This is a genomic window from Paenibacillus sp. FSL K6-1096 (assembly GCF_037977055.1).
In the GTDB taxonomy this organism is placed as follows: domain Bacteria; phylum Bacillota; class Bacilli; order Paenibacillales; family Paenibacillaceae; genus Paenibacillus_AQ.
The window spans coordinates 7,065,634-7,084,441 of the sequence record NZ_CP150274.1 but is presented as its reverse complement, the minus strand read 5'-3'; the positions used below and the strand labels follow the sequence as shown (position 1 = coordinate 7,084,441).

General features: G+C 51.5%; 19 protein-coding genes and 1 other annotated feature. Of the genes, 2 read left to right on the top strand and 17 right to left on the bottom strand.

The genetic code is table 11. From position 1 onward, the window contains the following. Nucleotides 1–22: 22 nt before the first annotated feature. The 14 genes from MHI24_RS31105 to MHI24_RS31040 form a co-directional block, all read right to left on the bottom strand. Nucleotides 23–448 (bottom strand): DMT family transporter, encoded by a 426-nt coding sequence (locus MHI24_RS31105; RefSeq protein WP_340023420.1) that lies wholly within the window; start codon nt 446–448, stop codon nt 23–25. 189 nt (nt 449–637) lie between these two features. Further along, on the bottom strand, nt 638–1,039 hold the full coding sequence (locus MHI24_RS31100) for an NUDIX domain-containing protein (RefSeq protein ID WP_340023419.1): 402 nt from the start codon (nt 1,037–1,039) through the stop codon (nt 638–640). Further along, entirely contained in the window at nt 1,023–3,014 is a 1,992-nt protein-coding gene (locus tag MHI24_RS31095; RefSeq protein ID WP_340023418.1) for a translation factor GTPase family protein, read from the bottom strand. The genes MHI24_RS31100 and MHI24_RS31095 overlap by 17 nt, the downstream gene beginning before the upstream one ends. Nucleotides 3,015–3,023: 9 nt before the next feature. After that, nucleotides 3,024–4,007, bottom strand: a complete 984-nt coding sequence (locus MHI24_RS31090; protein WP_340023416.1) for an aldo/keto reductase — start codon at nt 4,005–4,007, stop codon at nt 3,024–3,026. A gap of 470 nt (nt 4,008–4,477) precedes the next feature. Continuing rightward, nucleotides 4,478–5,038 (bottom strand): AAA family ATPase, encoded by a 561-nt coding sequence (locus tag MHI24_RS31085; protein WP_340026848.1) that lies wholly within the window; start codon nt 5,036–5,038, stop codon nt 4,478–4,480. Between the two features lie 32 nt (nt 5,039–5,070). Further along, a complete protein-coding gene (locus tag MHI24_RS31080; protein ID WP_340023415.1) occupies nt 5,071–5,901 on the bottom strand; it encodes a GNAT family N-acetyltransferase in 831 nt (276 codons plus the stop codon). Between the two features lie 160 nt (nt 5,902–6,061). Then, the gene (locus MHI24_RS31075; protein ID WP_340023414.1) at nt 6,062–7,234 is read right to left on the bottom strand and encodes a DHHA1 domain-containing protein; all 1,173 of its coding nucleotides are present in this window, start codon (nt 7,232–7,234) and stop codon (nt 6,062–6,064) included. A 2-nt stretch (nt 7,235–7,236) separates the two neighbouring features. Further along, nucleotides 7,237–7,671 (bottom strand): GNAT family N-acetyltransferase, encoded by a 435-nt coding sequence (locus tag MHI24_RS31070; RefSeq protein ID WP_340023413.1) that lies wholly within the window; start codon nt 7,669–7,671, stop codon nt 7,237–7,239. A gap of 23 nt (nt 7,672–7,694) precedes the next feature. Continuing rightward, nucleotides 7,695–8,459: a TSUP family transporter gene (locus tag MHI24_RS31065; RefSeq protein ID WP_340023412.1), complete on the bottom strand. Its 765-nt coding sequence runs from the start codon at nt 8,457–8,459 to the stop codon at nt 7,695–7,697. 35 nt (nt 8,460–8,494) lie between these two features. Further along, on the bottom strand, nt 8,495–8,929 hold the full coding sequence (locus MHI24_RS31060; protein WP_340023411.1) for an NUDIX domain-containing protein: 435 nt from the start codon (nt 8,927–8,929) through the stop codon (nt 8,495–8,497). 95 nt (nt 8,930–9,024) lie between these two features. Then, complete coding sequence (locus MHI24_RS31055; RefSeq protein ID WP_340023410.1) at nt 9,025–9,744, bottom strand: YebC/PmpR family DNA-binding transcriptional regulator; 720 nt, start codon at nt 9,742–9,744, stop codon at nt 9,025–9,027. Between the two features lie 95 nt (nt 9,745–9,839). Then, nucleotides 9,840–11,393 (bottom strand): lysine--tRNA ligase, encoded by a 1,554-nt coding sequence (gene lysS, locus MHI24_RS31050; protein ID WP_340023409.1) that lies wholly within the window; start codon nt 11,391–11,393, stop codon nt 9,840–9,842. A 515-nt stretch (nt 11,394–11,908) separates the two neighbouring features. Continuing rightward, nucleotides 11,909–12,176 (bottom strand) — a binding site (T-box leader). A 597-nt stretch (nt 12,177–12,773) separates the two neighbouring features. Then, nucleotides 12,774–13,454, bottom strand: a complete 681-nt coding sequence (locus MHI24_RS31045; RefSeq protein WP_340023408.1) for a hypothetical protein — start codon at nt 13,452–13,454, stop codon at nt 12,774–12,776. Between the two features lie 26 nt (nt 13,455–13,480). Further along, entirely contained in the window at nt 13,481–13,969 is a 489-nt protein-coding gene (locus tag MHI24_RS31040; protein WP_340023407.1) for a hypothetical protein, read from the bottom strand. 339 nt (nt 13,970–14,308) lie between these two features. Here MHI24_RS31040 and MHI24_RS31035 point away from each other — a divergent pair, with 339 nt between their 5' ends. Then, nucleotides 14,309–14,728, top strand: coding sequence for a hypothetical protein (locus MHI24_RS31035; protein ID WP_340023406.1), 420 nt, complete (start codon nt 14,309–14,311; stop codon nt 14,726–14,728). A gap of 55 nt (nt 14,729–14,783) precedes the next feature. Here MHI24_RS31035 and MHI24_RS31030 read toward each other — a convergent pair whose 3' ends face one another. From MHI24_RS31030 to MHI24_RS31020, 3 genes are all read right to left on the bottom strand, one after another. After that, nucleotides 14,784–15,899 carry a 5-methyltetrahydropteroyltriglutamate--homocysteine S-methyltransferase gene (locus MHI24_RS31030; protein ID WP_340023405.1) on the bottom strand — a complete coding sequence of 372 codons (1,116 nt, stop codon included), beginning with the start codon at nt 15,897–15,899 and terminating at the stop codon, nt 14,784–14,786. A 16-nt stretch (nt 15,900–15,915) separates the two neighbouring features. Further along, complete coding sequence (locus tag MHI24_RS31025) at nt 15,916–16,848, bottom strand: LysR family transcriptional regulator (protein ID WP_340023404.1); 933 nt, start codon at nt 16,846–16,848, stop codon at nt 15,916–15,918. Nucleotides 16,849–16,956: 108 nt separating this feature from the next. Continuing rightward, the gene (locus MHI24_RS31020; protein WP_340026847.1) at nt 16,957–18,090 is read right to left on the bottom strand and encodes a phosphodiester glycosidase family protein; all 1,134 of its coding nucleotides are present in this window, start codon (nt 18,088–18,090) and stop codon (nt 16,957–16,959) included. A 171-nt stretch (nt 18,091–18,261) separates the two neighbouring features. On the opposite strand from MHI24_RS31020, the gene MHI24_RS31015 reads away from it, so the two are divergent. Beyond that, nucleotides 18,262–18,792 (top strand): 2'-5' RNA ligase family protein, encoded by a 531-nt coding sequence (locus MHI24_RS31015; protein WP_340023403.1) that lies wholly within the window; start codon nt 18,262–18,264, stop codon nt 18,790–18,792. The last annotated feature ends 16 nt before the right edge of the window (nt 18,793–18,808 follow it).

Below are 18,808 nucleotides of genomic sequence, written 5' to 3'. Positions count from 1 at the left end.
TTGCTCCCTTCCTCAATCTCCATTAGAACTTTAGTACAATAACACCGAGAACCATCAGCCCGATCCCGATGAATTGCGGGGTCTTCATCTTCTGCCGGGCAACGCCGAACCAGCCTCTGCTGTCAATTACGAACGTCAGGCAGAGCTGGGCAATCAGCAGGGCGGAGATGGTCAGAGTCACCCCGATGCTCTTAATAGCTGTCACCTCACTGAAGATAATGAATGCAGCATAAGCGCCCCCTGTCAGATACAACGGACCTGCCTTACGGAAGCCCCGCTTCTTCCCGTCCCGGACTGCCAGTGCAATGGCCAGCGCCATAATGAATCCGGTCAGCTGAGTGATCGTTGCTGCCTGCCATGTGCCGATATCCGTGCTGATTTTGGCATTGGCCACCCCTTGCAGCGTAATACACGCCCCGGCCAGAAATGCGAACAGTATTCCTTTCATCTGTCTATCTCTCCTCTACTCCACTTGTCAGTTCTAATTAAAAGCCAGTTCGGCCGATTCGGGAAGGACATATGTCCTAAATTGCAAAAGCTTCTCTAATCCGCTGCCCCGCTCCAGTCTGTCAAAGAGACGACAAGCCCGCTTCAGGCCGGATGCCGGCTTGAAACGGGCTTGTCTTAGGCTATATTCTCAGGAAATCAGCTTCATCTCCCGCAGCTTATCCATAATGAGAACGCTGACTGCCGATACGCGGTCCTGGTCCTCAGAGGTTAACCAGGCCAGCTCCTCGATTTCCGAAGCCGGAGCCAGCTCTCCGGTGAATCCGGCGGTCAGGCAGGTCATCCGCACAAGGATACCCTCTGCCTTGCCATGTGCCGGAGCTTCAAAAACTCCGAATTCGGCAATGGTCTCCGGCAGAATTTCGACGGACAGCTCCTCCCGGATCTCGCGGATCAGGGTCTCGGCGTCGCTCTCGCCTGTCTCCCGCTTGCCTCCCGGGAAATAATACGTGTCCTTCCCCTGGGACCGTGCGCCCAGCACCTTGCCGTCTACGACATAGATCCAGGCTATTTTATCAATAATTGCGCTCATTATTAGTATTCCCCCGCTGTATGGTTGTAATATGCATATGCCGGGCTGCTTCCTCCCACGGCACCGTATAGCCTTCGCCCTTGGCGCAGAAGATTGAGGCCGATGTGTAGGCCGGGTCTGCATTCTTGTTGTAATTGCGCTGCTGTATAACCGCTTCAGCTTGATGACAGGACTGATAACCCGCAACTCTAAGCGATAGCGAGCCTTTGCCTTGTGTCATCGAGGCCAATCGCGCCCCGTAGTTCATGAAGCTGGCTACCGGGGCGGTTCCGGTAATCACCGCCTTGGACTCCGTCAGCTCAGGAGGCTCGAACGAGCCGCCCGCCTGCTGGATGTCACTCATAACCTTGCCCACATCGGCCGAATCTATCCGGATTCTCAGCTCATAGACCGGCTCCAGCAGCACATTCTCCGCCTGCTCCAGCCCCTGACGCAAAGCGCGGTGGGTGGCCTCGCGGAAGTCACCGCCGCTGGTATGCTTGTTATGCGCCCTCCCGCTGAGCAGTGTAACCTTCAGGTCGGTCAGCGGTGAACCGGTCAGCAGGCCGTGGTGGCCGCTCTCCAGCACGAGCTGCCCAATCTGATGTTGATACCCTACAGCCAGATCATCGGGATGACACTGATTAATGAATGTAATCCCGCTGCCGCGCTCCCCCGCCTCCAGCAGCAGATGCACCTCGGCATAGTGGCCGAGCGGCTCGAAGTGCCCGCAGCCATAGACCCGGCCGGTAATCGTCTCCTTATAGAGAATCTCCGGCGGACCAAAAGCAATCCGCAGACCGAACCGCTCCGCCACAATCTGCTCCAGAATCTCCAGCTGAATATTGCCCATCACATGAATATGCAGTTCCTGCAGTGCTTCCTCCCAGCTGACGTTCAGGGAAGGATCTTCTGCACCAAGCTGCCCGAACACCTGCATCAGCTCCTTGAGATGCACCGGCGGCTCGAACAGTACCTTCGACTTCAAAGTAGGGGTTAAGCCGCCTTCCAGCGTTCCCCTGCATTCTCCGACCCCTTCGCCCGGAAGTGCGCCGCTGAGTCCCACCACCGCGAACAGCTCTCCGGCAGCAGCCCAATCCGCAACGCTATAGTCTGTCCCGTTATATTTACGGATGGCGGTTACCCTTTCGGAGCTGCGCTCAGGCCCAGGTCCGTAAGCCAAGCTGTCCCTGTTCTTCAGCACCCCTTGAAGCGCTTTGATGTAAGTAATTCGCGTACCTCTGGCATCATGGCGGATCTTGTAGACCCTTCCTCCAAAAGACTGCCGGTAATCATACTCCGTGAACGCAATCGCATCCAGGTATTGCAGGAACTCCTCCACGCCCTGGTCAAGCAGTGCAGAACCTTGCATACACGGAAAAATCTCGCCGCGCTTCACCATCGTCCTCAGCGCACTCCGGCAATCGCTGTCCGGCAGCGTTCCTTCCAGATAACGCTCCAGCAGGGACTCGTTACGCTCCGCCAGGAACGCCTTCGCTTCATCGGTCCAGGCCGCCTCCGGCTGCTGCGGCAGCAGCAAGGCATGCGGGCTGAGCAGCTGCCGGATCTCCTCCAGGACACGGACGGGGTCACTGCCTGCCCGGTCGGTTTTGTTAATGAAGAACAAGACCGGAATCCGGTGCTGGCGCAGCAATTGCCAGAGGGTCTCGGTATGACTCTGCACCCCCTCCACCGCGCTGAGAATCACAACGGCATAGTCCAGCACCTGCAGGCAGCGCTCCATCTCAGGGGAGAAATCCACATGGCCCGGAGTGTCCAGCAGGAAATAACGGGAGTCCCTATAGGTGAATTCTGCCTGGTCCGCGAACACCGTGATTCCGCGCGATTTCTCAATCTCATGCGTATCCATGAAGGAATCCTGATGGTCCACCCGCCCCCTGCGGCGGATCGCTGCGGTATGGTATAGCAACTGTTCTGCGAAGGTCGTCTTACCCGCATCTACATGAGCAAGCAATCCGACGGTTACATTATTCATATGGTATAGCTACACCCCTCCACGGATATGCGGAACAACCTCTGTCTGATAAAAGATACCGAGACGCTCCATCTCAGTGAAGCTGTATCCCGGAACCGTAAGCGTAGCCAGATTATCCTCCACCTGTGCCTCATTCTTGAAGCCCGGAATGACACAGCTTACCGCCGGATGCTCCAGAATCCAGCGCATCGACGCCCGGGCCATATTGCCGCGTCCTTGCGCGATCCATTCCAGCTTGCTGGCCAGCTCCACTCCAGTGACAAAAGGCAGTCCGGCGAAGGTCTCACCCACGTTGAACTGCTCACCGTTCGCATTGAAGCTGCGGTGGTCATTCGCCTGGAAGGTGCTGTCCGCTTTGAACTTGCCGGTCAGCAGCCCGCTGGCCAGAGGCAGGCGCACCAGGATTCCTGCGCCTTTCTCTGCCGCCTTCGGCAGCAGCTCCTGGGCCGGCTGCTGTCGGAACAGATTAAAGATCACCTGGAGCGCTTCCACCCCCGGATACTCCAGGCAGAGCAGCCCTTCTTCGATGGTCTCTACGCTTACGCCGTAATGGCGGATTTTGCCCTCGGCCTTCAACTGGTCCAGCGCCTCGAAGACACGGCCATCCCGCAGAATCTCAATCGGCGGACAATGGACCTGATACAGGTCAATCGCTTCCCGCTCCAGCCGCCGCAGGCTCTGCTCGCAATACTGACTGATGCTGCGTGCAGAGTACGTCTCCGGGTCATGGATATCCCCTGCCCGGCAGAACTTCGTGGCAATATGTACCTCATCGTGCTTCCCGCGGGTCGCCTTCGCCAGCAGCTCCTCAGCATGGCCCCCGCCATAGACATCGGCAGTATCAAAGAAATTCACACCCTGCTCCATCGCGAGCTGAAGGCCCTTCAGCCCATCCTCATCCCGGCTGCTCCCCCAGTCCCCGCCAATCGCCCATGTGCCAAAGCTGACCTCGCTTACAGACAGACCGGTATTGCCCAGCTTGCGGTATCTCATCTTAAGAACCCTCCGTTTATGAATTAGTGTGGTTAACGCACAATATTCCTGATCCAGAACGGCCTCCGGCGATGCCCCATCCGTGGAACCGTTCACAACTCTTCTTATTATGAAGGGTTTGAACGGCCAGGTCCAGTTCAGCGATTACTTTTCGTCCACGCGCCTCCGCACTTCCCAATGTGATCGGTTTTTCGATTACATTCCGCCCATGTGCCTCCGCCACGCCCAATGTAATCGGTTTTTCGATTACATTTCGCCCACGCGCCTAAGCCACGCCCAATGTAATCGGTTTTTCGATTACATTTCGTTCACGTGCCTTCGCAGCGCCCGATGTAGTCGGTTTTTCGATTACATTTGGTCCATGTGCCTTCGAAGCGCCCAATGTGATCGGTTTTTCACATATATTCGACCCGTAGCCGGTATCCACAGCGTTAAGCCATTTCCCAAACAACCGATATCGGCCACAACCTTTATAAGCTCTGCGCAATCTGAACGATCTTCTCAATAATGTCAGGAACTTCATTGCTGTCGCGGATGACAAACAGATGCTCCGCCTCACTCCCGGTTGGCGGCTGCGCCAGTCCTTTCTGCGAATCCGCAATTTGCCGATCCAGCAGTACATTGAAGCTGGCTGATTTTGTAAGAATCGCTGTACTTCGCTGGCTACCCGCTGTTCGTGAATACAGCATCTCGTCGGGAAGATCGAAATAGACAAGAATACTAACAAATCCCTTCTGGTGAAACCAGTCGAGCAGACTCAAGCGGCCTTCCTTATTGCGGTTCGCGTTACACAGGATGAGATGCTGCTCCGACTGATGGACGGCATGGTCCACGATCGTCCGGGTAAGAGCATCCTTGAGCGTATTGGCTCCCTGTTTGGGCAGCATATTTGTATATCGAGTGTTGATAAACTCTGCAATATCATCGCGGTCAATCACAAGCGACTCCGTTAAGCGTTGTTCTAAAGCTCTGGCGAACGTGGTCTTCCCGCTGTGCGTTTTACCGATCGTCAGGATCACTAATCTCTTCATCATTACCGCTCCTTTTGGGTTAACAGATACCGTTATCCTTCCATCACAAAAGCAAACACCGGATAGTTCTCCACCGGCTCGAATCCAAGCCTCAGCGCGAGCTTATGTGAAGCGATGTTCTCATGCGTAGTTTCCCATAAGGGGACCATTCCCTGGGCCAGATAATGGTTAATTAGCGACGCCGCTGCGAGCGTAGCATAGCCCTTACCGCGCTCCGCTTCTGCAAAAGTATCCACATCAATGAAGTACCTGTTATTTACGATGAAGCCGTTATTTTTACAGATGGAGATGACCTGATCCTGCACCTTCACCACAGCACCGGTGGCAGTTAGCCCACTGAACCTGTCATTTCTTGCAGACGTACCATGAACCTGCGAACCCAGAAGCGGAAATTCCTCATAGTTGACAGTTACTTCAGCATCAGCATCTAAGGAGTCCGCAGCAACTCTATTGTTCCTCTGATAGAAGCGTTCACGGTTGAATTCATAGACCGATTCCAGATGTTTGTCCACTTTAAGTCCCGCCAGCCCGCGCGTAAACAGTGCCGTCCAAGCCTCTTCTTCATCCGTATAAATCTCGAACCAGTTCTCTCGCCTGTGCCGGCATTCTGGGACAACAACCGACTGCAAAAAGTTCTCCAGCTTCATCCGGTTGATCTCCGTACGGATATCTCCGGCAGCATACATCCATCTCCCCGTAGCCCAGACCACTGCCAGTGTTGGCGCTTCGGTATGATCGGCAAATACCCGCCCGGGGTAGTTCTCCAGCAGGACGGATAAGGCGGGAAGATGCTGCTTTTTAACGTTGTAAAAATCATAGACCGCAGGATATTCCTCCGGTATCAGTTCAATTAGCCCATTCAATGCGTTCCCCTCCTTGCATGAATTTTGCTCAATATCGCAGCACAAGAACATCATAGCAGAGAGGATGCGGTCCTTCATATAAGTCACATCGCCAACCTTCCCGCCCACAAAAAAAAGAGCTACGGCCGCAAAAACTCCATAGCTCCTATACCCTCTTCGATTAAACCTGCTGCGCGGCAAACTCATAGAAAGCCACGGCCGCCTCCCATGACGGGAATCCGGCCTGGGCCAGCTTGCCGCTGCCTCCGCCTTTGCCCTGATATTCGCCCAAATGCGCCTTGAAGAACGCTCCGCACGAGAACGCCGACGCCCCGCTATGCGCAAGCACGGCCTTGTTCTCCACCGCGCTCAGCAGCAGCACCGGAAGATCGGTCCGCTCCGTCAGCTTGCTTGCAAGACCCTGCAGATCCTTAAGCACTCTGGTATCCGAAATATGGCGGATTACCTTGCTGTCTGCTTCCGCAGCGGCTAACAGCTCCTGCGCCAGATAGGTGTCATTCTGCTCCTTCACCGCAGCCAGCTCCGCCACCAGCAGCTTCTGCTCCTGCTCCCATTTGCCGATCCGGTCCATAATCTCTTCCTTGCCGGTGTTGAACTTGGCTGACAACTCGCCAAGCACTCTGGTCTGATCGTTGAACTCCGCCAACGCCCGGCTCCCGCATTTGAAGGTAACCCGCACATGCCCCTTCTGCTTGTCACAGCGCAGCAGCTTGATCATACCAATGGCCCCTGTCGCTGAGACATGGGTTCCCCCGCAGGCATTATGCTCTACACCCTCAATCTCGACAATCCGGATATCCTCGGTCACCTTGGGCAGCTTCACCAGCGGCAGCTTCGCCATCTCCTCAGCGGTAACGAAATAGCTGACAATGGAGTGATTCAGGTAAATCTGGCGGTTCACCTCCTGCTCAGCTTCGGCCATCTGCGCCGCCGACAGCTCAGTCAATTCAAGGTCAATGGTGGCATAGTCACTGCCCAGGTGGAAGCTGAGTGTCATGGCCTGATACAGCTCGCGAAAGACGGCTGACAGCAGATGCTGGCCGCTGTGCTGCTGCATATGATCGAATCTGCGGCTCCAGTCCAGCCGGCAATTCACCTCTGTCTGCTCTGGAAGCTGCGCTAACTTATGGTATACCTCCTGACCCTCCAGTACCACATCCAGCACCGCCATTTCACCTATGTACCCTGTATCACAAGGCTGTCCGCCGCCATGCGGATAAAAGGCCGTCTCGGCAAGCGTCACATAGACCCCGTCTTCACGCTCGGCGGCGGACGTTATTGTGGTACTCCAATCCTTAATATAAGCAGAATCATAATATAGCTTCCGGGTCATTGTTAAGCTCCTCCGTTATCGTCTGCGGCAGGCCCGAGGAATTTCTCCATCACTACATAGTCCTTGCCGCCCTTGCTGAATACCTGATTGGTCGTCTGCATGCCGAATTTCTTGTAGAAGCCTGCTTTATAGGTTCTGGCATTGCAAAAAATCCGCCGGACCCCGGCCTGCTCCGCCTCCTCCAGCACCGCCTTCAGCAGCCGGGTGCCATAGCCCAGGCCCTGCTCCAGCTCCAGGGTGGCAAATTTGCGGAGCTGTGCTTCTGTGCCGTTAATGAACAGGGATAACACGGAGACCAGACGCTCCCCCTGGTACAGCCCGTAATGCACCCCTTTATCATCATCGTCAAGCTTGATATAATCCGGCTCACGCTCCGGCCACATCACTTCATGTCTCAGCTTCCATGCCTCTTCTTTATCTATCTTCCTGATGTCCATGTCTTCCACTCCAATTATTCTGTTTAGTGAATCGTATCCCATATTTGTTTGCCGATCAATAGGACCGTGACCGCAATGAACAGCGGACGGATATATGCCGCTCCTTTGCGGATCGCCAGCCTGGAGCCAACAATAGCCCCGATGACCATCGGAATCCCCAGCATCAGCCCATACGTGTAGCTGACCGAGCCCAACGCAATGAACGTCAGCAGGCTGGTGACATTGCTGGCGAGATTCAGGATTTTGGCATTGCCGGCCGCAGTCACGAATTCAAACCCCATCATCAGAAAAGCGAAAATCAGAAAAGACCCTGTCCCCGGGCCAAAGAACCCGTCATAAAAGCCGATCAGCAGGGCTGCCGCCAGGCCGGCCAGACGCAGCGTGCTGCTCTTGGCGGAGAAGGTCGAGACGTCTCCCCAGGATTTTTTGAACAGCGTATAGATGGTAATGACGATCAGCATCACGATCACCATCGGCTTCAGAAATTCTGAAGGCACCTGCCGGACGGTCAGCGTCCCCGCCGCCGCACCGATTACGGATAACGGAATCAGCTTTCGGGCCAGCTTCATATTGATTTTGCCGGAACGCACGAAGGAGGCTGTGCTGGTCAAGGAACACAGTGTCCCCGCCAGCTTATTGCTGCCCAGCAGCAAATGCAGCGGAATGCCCGCCGCCAGCAGTGCCGGAATCGCAATCAGCCCGCCGCCGCCCACGACCGAATCAATGAATCCGGCCAGAAACCCGCAAATCACCAATATTAGAATCATGCCTATTGTCCAATCTTCCATCAGGTATTGCCCCCCTGCTATGTATGTAAGTATTGTTAGCCCCAGCCATAAGAAGAGAACCAGGCACCGCCCCTGAATGCAGACCAGGCTTCCCGGACATAAGGAATCACATTCTCAGGACAAGCATTTGCCGGGAACCAGCGGAGATCATCACATTTATCAGGCTCCATGTTGCAGATCTCACCACTCCACTTCTCTACACTGAAGAAGAAATCAATCCGCTCGCTTCCAAGCTCACGGATATGCATCGTTCCGAGCATGGCAAGGTCTGTGGCTTCGATAACAGCCCCGCATTCCTCATAGGCTTCACGGATCGCAGCCTCATGCAGCTGCTCACCTCTCTCCAGCCTCCCTGCCGGCAGTCCGTATTCTCCGTCATGACGTCCTGTATTCTTACGTCTCAGCAGCAGGACCTGGCCGTCCCGGATCAAAAATAGATGTACTACACTCAGCAATCTGGATTCTTCCAACTCCGCTCCTCCTCACTCCCCTGCACAGAACAAACAGCAACAAGCGGACAAGCCTGGTTACTGGCCTGCCCGCTTATTCTAAGAATGCTGCTATATTATTCTTCCGAATCTACGTTATGGTAGACCTGCTGCACATCGTCCAGCTCTTCAAGCGCATCGATCAGCTTCTCGAACTGTGCCTGGGCATCCTCAGGGATCGCCACATAGTTCTGCGGCAGCAGCGTCAGCTCAGCTACGGTGAAATCTGTAACGCCTGCGCCGCGGAAGGCTTCCTGCACCGCATGGAACTGGTCGGGCTCGGCGTACACGATGACAGCCTCGTCCTCTTCCAGCACATCGCGCACATCCAGATCGGCCTCGATCAGCAGCTCCATGACCTCATCCGCTGTCTTGCCTTCGACCCCGATAACTGCCGTAGGATCGAACATATACGTAACCGAACCGCTGACGCCCATGTTGCCGCCATTCTTGCTGAACGTGGAGCGGACCAGCGGAGCTGTACGGTTCACATTATTGGTCAGCGCATCGACCACCACCATTGAGCCGTTCGGACCGAAGCCTTCGTAACGCAGCTCCACGTAGTTCTCGTCGCCGCTGCCTTTAGCTTTCTCCAGGGCACGGTCAATGATCGCCTTCGGTACGTTATATGTCTTAGCGCGCTCCAGTACGACCTTCAGCGCCCGGTTGGATTCCGGATCAGGCTCGCCCTTCTTCGCCGCAACATAGATCTCTACCCCGAACTTGGCGTAGACCTTACTTGTATTCGCATCCTTGGATGCTTTCTTTTCCTTAATATTATTCCATTTACGACCCATATCGTTAACCGCTCGCTTTCCAACATTTGATTAAAAACAGTCCTGTATATTATACCTCTGTTCAATCGATCCCGTAAAGGGCCGTCCAAGGTCCTTCACAAATCCAGCAAATTCAGCATCCGCTCCGTCCCCGCCGCCTGAATCAGCCAAGACAGCCGCGGGCCTTCGTCCGCACGAAGCACCAGCTGGTAGACGATGGTGAACAGCCTTTTTTGCTGGCTGCGCATAGTCTTCTTGTCTTCGTGACGGCAGATGGCATAGATCGCCGACATGAACTCGGCTTCGTCCAGGCCGCCCTTCCTCACAAGCGAACAGAGGCTGCGCAGCCATCTCAGCTCCTCTGCGCTAAGGGTATGATAATACGCATAGTTGGGTGAGGTCTGAATCGTGACCAGCTTGTGCGGCATCCAGTTTTTGATCCAGTACTCTGCCCGGTCCGCTGTCTGCTGAAGCAGCAGTTCGTCAACAACTTCGCCGTTTCTTCCGAGAATACTCCGCAAAAGCGCCCGGTCGAAGCCCACCAGCGGAAGCAGACTGGACACCTGACCGAAGCTTACGGAGCTTCCGGCAGGAGGATTCAATTGGGACAACTGAAGCGCATCCGCCAGATCGCCGATTATGGTGCCTGCCGCTGCCCCCGCCGTATAACGCTCATACTCTGAATAATTGCGCAGCACATCCTCATCCAGCCCAATATGAAAAGCAGCATCCGGCTGGTATTTGGCGAACAGGAACAGAATATTCTCCGGCGCATAGATGCGGAGCAGATCGTCAGGCGTGTAATTGTTCCCGGAGGAGCTGGACATTTTGGCGTAACTGCCTTTGATGCTGATGAATTCATAAGGCTCATACACCGGAGGACGATACCCGAAGATCCGTTCAGCAATCACAGACGCGACATTGTAGCTCCCCGTCTCCGACGAATGATCCCGGCCGCCCGGCTCAAACACCACCTGCTCCTCCTGCCAGCGCATCGGCCAGTCGATTTTCCAATGCAGCTTGATGTTGTCCGCCTGCGAAATATGAACGTTATCTGTATGACCACAAGCACAGCGGTAAGCCACCGTCTCCGCCTGATCGTCGAATCCCCGAATGGTTGTCGAGTCTTTGCCGCATTCCCGGCAGTATAGATGGATCGGATAGAACGTCGAGCGTTCCTCCGTAGAACTGTCACCTGTCTTGAAGGACATCAGAATATCATAGATTTCCTCCCGGCGGCGCAGTGCGTGCAGAATGTGCGGATGATAGCGGCCCGACTGGTATTCCCGGCTCTGATAGATGAATTCCGGCTCAATTCCGAACACCTGGAGCGCCTGCTCGAACTCCTTCTCGAAATGCTCCGCATACGAAGCATGGCAGCCATACGGACAAGGCACCTGTGAATACGGAAGCCCGATATACTGAGCGAAGCCGGGGTCTATGTGTGCCGGAACTTTGCGGAACCGGTCGAAATCATCCCATGAGAAAATAAACCGCACCTCCTTCCCCGCCCGCCGCAGCGCCTTCGCCACAAACGAAGTCGTGACAATCTCACGGAAATTCCCGATGTGAACGGAGCCGGACGGACTGATTCCTGATGCGCACACATAAGTCTGCCTCTGCGGGTGTTCCGAGATTAACCGGCTTGCTATTCTTTCTGCCCAATGCATGTAAATCACCTCTACTGTTGATATAAATTGAACCAAGCAAGCAGAAACGGCTTTGCCGTCCTTTTTAAAGACGGCACCCGTTTCAGCAAGAAATATAAGGATAAGTTATCGTGTGCAACATATAAATTCTGATATTTGAACAGAATCACCCTAAAGGTTGAATAAGATTACCTTGGCGCGAACACAATGTATGCTGTTTTTCACATACGTTTGGACCATACGTCTGCTTGCGAGCACAATGCTATACTGTTTTTCACATACATTTGGTCCATATGTCTGCATGCGAGCACAATGTATGCTGTTTTTCACATACATTCAGGCCGTGTGCCTGCTTGCGAATACAATGTATACCGTTTTTCACATACATTCAGCCTTCAGTCACATTCGGCATTAAAGCCACTCTACGAATCTGTCCAAGACTCTTTTTCACAAATGTACTCACACCTTTCCCACAGCAGGAAGAAGCTATAGTTTCCTAAATAAATCAAAAAAGCTCCCGCCCTCAAGATTGTTATCTTGAGGACGAGAGCTTGGATAAGCTTCGTGGTACCACCTCTGTTCACGGACAAGTTGCCTCATCCGCCTCTTCGGGTACGGCCATGACGCTTATACCCTATCTCTGTAACGGGAGATCCCGGCATACCATCCTCGGACAACAGTGCCCGATTCTCTATGCAGCTCGGAGACTTTATTCGGATCAGACGCTTCGCTGCCCCCTTTCACCACGAAGGGGCTCTCTGTGAACGCTGCTTGCCTGCCTACTCTTCTCTTCATCGCTTGTCGCTGTAAGTTGTTACGGGCAATTTTACTCCAGAAGGAAGGTTCTGTCAATGTACAAGCTTAAGGTAGCCTATCTTATTTGTTATACTAAACGCTATATAGAACTCTCATTAGTTGCAGGAAGGAGATCACAATGAGCGAACAAGAACGCATCCTAACCAAGCAGAAATAACCTTCAAGGACTACAGGCATCTGGTACTATCCGAAGGTCATGGAGTCTGGCTCATCAATCTCATCAAGGGGCACCTGTACGCTGACCGTAAGACCGCAAACCCGGTCTATGAGAATTACCCCACACACGAAGAGGCTCACCCGCCGGTATGAGGCTTGGAAGCAGCGGCGTGATGCCGGGGCGTCAGGTCTATGACTGATCATTAACTGTGTACATCCCCTGTCTCGCATATATTAGATTAGCTGTACCATCGCTCTTTCGACACAACCCTTTCCCTGATAATGATCATCAATCAAAAATGCAGATGCCTAGTAGTAGGTTACATTCAATTAGTCATATTAAGAATGAAAACAAGGCAGTGCCTCTGTAACTGAGGAACTACCTTGTTTTAGATTTTATGGACTTAATTAAGTCTTATATAAAAAGAATCACTCATTATTTTTGGATAAGACATATTTTTTGAGATCATCAAATTTATCCTTATTTTCCTTTGCCCATTGCACTTCGTCAATAGCTGTCAGAGATTTAGCTTGACTATCTGGAACCAAAGACAGAACTACTGGAAAGAGTTCGGTTTTACCAGCCTCTACTTGATCAATAATAAATGGAATTGCCGGTAGACCAAGCTTAGTCAGAGAATTGATTTTCTCATCTTCAGATAATTCAGAATTAGCAATTTTTTTAACTTGTTCAGGAAGAGTACTCAATTTAATCTTCCATTTTTCAGAAAATTTATCACCATAAGCCCAAGCGGTACTTTGATCTTCTTTCAAATCAACTTTTGAAATCTCCTCAATAGCAGCCGCAAAAATGTAATCAAACAGACCGCTTCCCTCGCTTTCATCAATTTTCTTTTCCAAAATTGGAATAGCATCCGGTCCGATGTTCACAATATTAGTATATTCTTCGCTATTTTTGATAAAATCATAAGGATTACTACTCATGGCAAGCTCAGTTTTATTATCGATTTCCGCTTGCAATTGGGTGGCCAATACATTAAGGTTTTCGTCAATTTTTTTCTCAACAGATGCATTTGCACGTACCGCATATAAAGAAGAACTAACAATAAAGCCGAGGACGAAAATTCCGACTAATATTTTCTTATTCATTCTTATCACCTCAAGTATTTTATTTACTACTTATAAACTTGTAATGCGGACCCATATACATTTGATGTGTATGGGTCCCATCCTAAAGATTGTAATCTTTCTAACTGCCCCCATTTTGCATTAGAGTAGTTAGTCCCTTCAGCTTTAGAAAAATGAGTTACATTACTTGTAGATGTACCATATGCAATGATCTTTACATTGGAGGCGCCAGAACTATACGGATACGGATTATACATTTGGGAAGTCATGTAATTATTAGCTTGTTGCAGTGTAGGGTTACTTCCTCCCCATGGCCAAACCCAGTTATTTGTATCACCTAACGCATATCCTAAACAGTTATAATTACGAGTTGCAGCCGCCAGATAATAATAATTGCCCGATGTTTTAACCATAGATTCATAAGTCGATTGTGGAAAACTAAAATTACTATTATAACCTGCGAATGCCGTCAATGCCCCTGCACAAAAAACTGCAACTGTTATAACTCCAGTAGTTAGGTATTTCTTCAAACTCATAAAGCCTCCTCCTTTTCGGTCCTTTTTTTGATTTAATGTCATTTAATAGTATATTTTTCCATAGTATTTTTTTCTATAGTATATAAGTAATGTTTTTTCGACAAATTTTTTAATCATAATCATGTATAATGAGAATATCTTGTTATTTCGGCCTATAAATAACACTTTATGCACTGGCTAATTAAATTAATGGAATTCTCGATTCCAAAGAGGTTAACGAAGTACTGGAAATATATTTGGCTTGGTTTAATTATGTGGGCAACAATGAATATGAAGATACTACATCCAATATAATATGTTTATCTTGTATTTACTTTTTTTCTAAGAAGGAGGACTACCATGAAAAATAATTCACTTGCCATTTTATTTATCTTTCTATTCCTTATCGCTTGTTCTTCTCAGGAGAAATATCCTAACGTGAACGAAGCCATCATTTCTCTTGAAAAAAACATTACACAAATTGAATCTTCTAAAGATCAGATATTAGAGGGTATTCAGCCAGTTAGCTATAAACTGAGCAATGAGGAAATCATACAAGTTTACAATTTTGAATCGGAGGAGCAACGAAAACGTGGAGAAAAACAATTTGAAGAAAGTATTCAGTTTCTTAGTTCCCACGCACCAATTATCTACCAATCTGGAAATTATTTAGTCCTGTATTACTCCCTGGTAGATTCAAAGACTCGAACACCCAAGCTAAACGAAACAGAGTATGGAGTGAAAATACAAAAAGCTCTCAATAGTATACAAAAAGAATAGCAACGTCAAAAAAGAGGATCGCCACCCCCGGCAACCCTCTTTTCTCCCCACTACCCTACACCCACACCTCATTCGCCGTCTCAATCACCAGCCGCAGCTTGTCCCACTGCTCTTCTTCAGTCAGAATATTGCCTTCCTCCGTGGAGGCGAAGCCGCATTGTGTGCTTAGACACAGCTTGTTGATGTCCACATACTGTGCGGCTTCTTCGATGCGGGCGATGAGTTGCTCCTTGCTCTCCAGGCCGCCATGCTTAGTGGTCACCAGCCCCAGCACGACGAACTGGTCCTTGATGAAGCGCAGCGGCTCGAAGTCGCCGGAGCGTTCATTGTCGTATTCGAGGAAGAACGCATCTACGGCCGCATTGGCGAAAAGCTCCTCGGCAACCGGCCCGTACCCGCCCGCCGCGAACCAGGTTGAGCGCAGGTTCCCCCGGCACACATGCAGGGCAATCGTCATATCTGCCGGACGGTCTGCTATGCTCTCATTGATCAGCCGGACGTAATCTCTCGCAAGCTGGTCGGGATCAATGCCCCTGCTGCGCAGGTGCGCACGATGCCGTCCGCTGCACAGCGTGCCCCAGGTGGTATCGTCCAACTGGAGGTAGCGGCAGCCCGCATCATAGAATGCCTGAATCGCACTCCTGTAGACCTGGATAATATCGCCATACAGCGTTTCGGTATCCGAATAGATTTCATTCCCGTTATACTCCTGCACGAAATGAAACAGTGCCGGGGACGGAATCGTCATTTTGGCCAATGTGTCTCCGGCCATCAGCTGCAACGTGCGGAATTCTGCGACCATGGGATGGTTTCCGAAGGCGATTTTACCGGTAATCCTGAAGCTCTCGGCCCGGTTCGTCTGCTCCTTGGGAGCGCCTGGAGGGCCAAGCGTAATCTTACCTGTCCCTTCAATCCCGAGGAAGAAATCCAGATGCCACCAGGAACGGCGGAATTCGCCGTCTGTGACAGCCTTCAGCCCAAGCGCCTTCTCCTGCTGAAGCAGCTTGCCAATCTCTATATTCTCAATCTCCGCCAACTGTCCGGCTGTAAGCTCGCCTTGTGCATACAAGCTGCGCGCATTCTTGATCTCGTCTGTACGCAGGAAGCTCCCGACAATGTCGTAGCGGAAGGGCGGTGCATTTCTGGTCGTTCCGGTCACTGGACTGCTCATACGTCCCTCCTGCTCTTTATAGTAAGAAAGATTCAAGCTCGAAATAATTGCCCGATACCAGATCATTCAGAATATCAATATAGGCGGACATGATCTCGCTCGGCTTGCGGTCCTTATGGGCGATCCAACCGACAGAGAACACCTCCGTGCTGTCAAAAGGAACCGTCGTAAGCCCCGCATCATTCAGCTCAGAGGCCATAATCCCCGTGCCCACCGTGTACGAATCGCTGCCCAGCAGAAGATGCGTCAGAGTGGCCCGGTCCGTAACCTTAATATTCTTCTCTATCTGCGTGAAGCTAAGCATCTCCTCGGAGAAATGAAGCGAGTTATTATCCCCCTGCTCAAAAGTAATGTACGGATACCCTTGAATATCCTCCTGAGTAACCCTCTCTTTGCCCGCCAGCGCATGTCCAGCCCGTACATAGAGATGAGGATTGGTGTTGAACAGCGGGGTGAACTTCAGGTTCCCGTCACTGAACAGCTTGTTCATGATCTTATAATTGCTCTCATTGATATAGAGGATGCCGATATCACTGCGCAGAGTGCGCACATCCTCAATAATCTCATACGTCTGCGTCTCTCTCAGGCTGAAATTGTACTCCGCCACCTTGCGCTCCTTCATCAGTCTCAGGAAGGCATCCGTAACGAAGGCATAGTGCTGGGTTGAGACTGAGAAGTAGATCGGGCTGCGCTTTTTGCCGGTATATCGGTTCTCCATGAATTCCGTCTGTTCGATAATCTGGCGGGCATAGCCCAGGAACTCCACGCCTTCCGCCGAGATGCTGATCCCCCGGTTATTGCGTTCAAAAATCGTAATCCCCAGCTCATTCTCCAACTCCTTGATCGCATTCGAGAGGCTGGGCTGCGACACAAACAGCCGTTTGGCCGCTTCATTCATGGAACCGCTGTTCGCAATCTCGATTGCATAGCGGAGCTGCTGCAAAGTCAAACCTTTCCCCCCCTCAAAAATCAAGGCATTCGCCAACAGTTTCATCTACATCACAATGTACTTGTTATCCTAGCATACCTGCCACATCTAATCTACAGCAGCTTTCGGCTATTGGGTGCGCTTTTTGCCTGCATCGATCTTGGCCGGGTCGAGCCCTTCCCAGATGTTCTTGATCTTCGCATTCTCCGGGTCCTCAAACACCAGGAATGCCGTAGGCAGATAACGTTCCCCGTATTGCGAAGACGGCTTGTTGACGATCTCGTTGTCCTTCACCAGCACGGTCGATGAGCCGCCATCCAGATTGGCTGCGATGACCGCTCCATGCTTCAGCATAATCTGCTGTACATCATAGAGGTTCGCCCCGATGCTGTAGCCCGGCTGCCGCCCGTCGATTACAACGAATAATAGCGCACCGTCTGCGCGTTGCCCCATCGCCGTTCTTGGCGCAATGCCCCAGCCTTCCGCTGCATTCTTGATCTGGCCCTTGCCGTTCACGATAATCCGCGGCTGAAAAGTCACCGCCTCCTGCACGCCCATTTTGCTGAGCTGCTCCAGGGTGTAATTCCCGGCAATCATCTTGCCTTCCTTATCGATGCCGACAATCTGCGTGGACTTCTTGCCGCCCAAGCCGTTATAGAACAGCTTGCCTTGCGAGATCACTACGCCAATCGGCTTGAAGCCATTGCCCTTCCAGTTTGGGTCGGCGAAGCCGCCGCCGTTCACCCCGGCGATTGCCCCCGTCCGCGCGACCATGCTGGACACCTTTTCACCGGACCCGATTTTGCTTGGCACACCCAGCCGCACCTTCTTGGGATCATTCACAATCATTACATAACCGCTGTACCCGCTGCCCGTAACCTCTTCAATCTGGACAAGCGGCTTCTGCTCAACTACAGTCTCCGGCTCCGGCGCGATCTCATGGGTATCTACCTCGTCGCCCATCTCCTCGAACCGTTTCGTGTAATCACTGACCCGGTGCTGCAGCTCATCTTCCCCGATGATATATTTGGCCCAGTGCCGGTGCTGGGTCGTAATCAGCGTATCCGCGATCAGAAAGCGGGTATTCTTGGCAGACGGCGCGAAATACAGCCAGCCCCCGGCGGCGATCAGCAATATGATGCAGAACATGAACACTCTGAAAAGTGTGCGGAAGAACCCTCTTTTCTTACGCTTCGGCTTCGGCGCCGGCTTCTTCTTCCTGCGGACAGTGGAACGTTGTGGTAAAGAGCTCACTTCTGAAATCCTCCCTAAACAAACTCATAATAGTTAGTTCTTGTCACTCACAACATCCATAATAGACGAATCTGCCAGTTTAAAAGTTTCAGTTTGTTTAACTCTGTGTCCATAAATTGTAAACCGTGGTAGAGTGAAGTTATCCCAATATATACGTAATAAAAAAGAAAGGTGATAGGATTGCAATATTTTATAGGCATCGTGCCGCCACCTGAATATTCCGCAAAAATCCTCCAGTTTCAAAACCACTGGCCTAGCAACTGCCTGTCACAGATTGTTGAACCTCATATTACTGTAAAATCTCAGGGCGGTTTGTATTCAGATTTAGATTGGATGCAGTATGTAAAAAAGGCTTGCTCAACTTTTACAAAGTTTGAGTTATCATTGACTTCACCGATATTCCTTGGGGATTCTGTTATAGGCTTAGGTGTGCAGTCACAGCAGTTATTAGAATTGCACAGAAGTCTGGTTAAAGCCGTCTCTCCGCCGCCTGAGCTGATCACCCGTTATTTTGAACTGGATAGCTACCTCCCTCACCTGACCTTAGGCCAGACCCGATGGGGTATGAAGGATACTGAACTCTTAGAGATGGAAGCACTCGCAAAAACAGAATTAACACCTTTCCCAGTCTGGACAGTGACACATCTGAGAGTGTATGCAGAAATTCAGCCTGACAGGTACGTACCGTATGATGATATTGCTCTTGGTTAGTTGTTTGAAACCCAAA

Coding starts and splice junctions, on each gene's coding strand:
- MHI24_RS31105 (WP_340023420.1), bottom strand. CDS start 448: ATGAAAGGAATACTGTTCGCATTTCTGGCCGGGGCGTGTATTACGCTG.
- MHI24_RS31100 (WP_340023419.1), bottom strand. CDS start 1,039: ATGAGCGCAATTATTGATAAAATAGCCTGGATCTATGTCGTAGACGGC.
- MHI24_RS31095 (WP_340023418.1), bottom strand. CDS start 3,014: ATGAATAATGTAACCGTCGGATTGCTTGCTCATGTAGATGCGGGTAAG.
- MHI24_RS31090 (WP_340023416.1), bottom strand. CDS start 4,007: ATGAGATACCGCAAGCTGGGCAATACCGGTCTGTCTGTAAGCGAGGTC.
- MHI24_RS31085 (WP_340026848.1), bottom strand. CDS start 5,038: ATGAAGAGATTAGTGATCCTGACGATCGGTAAAACGCACAGCGGGAAG.
- MHI24_RS31075 (WP_340023414.1), bottom strand. CDS start 7,234: ATGACCCGGAAGCTATATTATGATTCTGCTTATATTAAGGATTGGAGT.
- MHI24_RS31070 (WP_340023413.1), bottom strand. CDS start 7,671: ATGGACATCAGGAAGATAGATAAAGAAGAGGCATGGAAGCTGAGACAT.
- MHI24_RS31065 (WP_340023412.1), bottom strand. CDS start 8,459: ATGGAAGATTGGACAATAGGCATGATTCTAATATTGGTGATTTGCGGG.
- MHI24_RS31055 (WP_340023410.1), bottom strand. CDS start 9,744: ATGGGTCGTAAATGGAATAATATTAAGGAAAAGAAAGCATCCAAGGAT.
- lysS (WP_340023409.1), bottom strand. CDS start 11,393: ATGCATTGGGCAGAAAGAATAGCAAGCCGGTTAATCTCGGAACACCCG.
- MHI24_RS31045 (WP_340023408.1), bottom strand. CDS start 13,454: ATGAATAAGAAAATATTAGTCGGAATTTTCGTCCTCGGCTTTATTGTT.
- MHI24_RS31040 (WP_340023407.1), bottom strand. CDS start 13,969: ATGAGTTTGAAGAAATACCTAACTACTGGAGTTATAACAGTTGCAGTT.
- MHI24_RS31035 (WP_340023406.1), top strand. CDS start 14,309: ATGAAAAATAATTCACTTGCCATTTTATTTATCTTTCTATTCCTTATC.
- MHI24_RS31030 (WP_340023405.1), bottom strand. CDS start 15,899: ATGAGCAGTCCAGTGACCGGAACGACCAGAAATGCACCGCCCTTCCGC.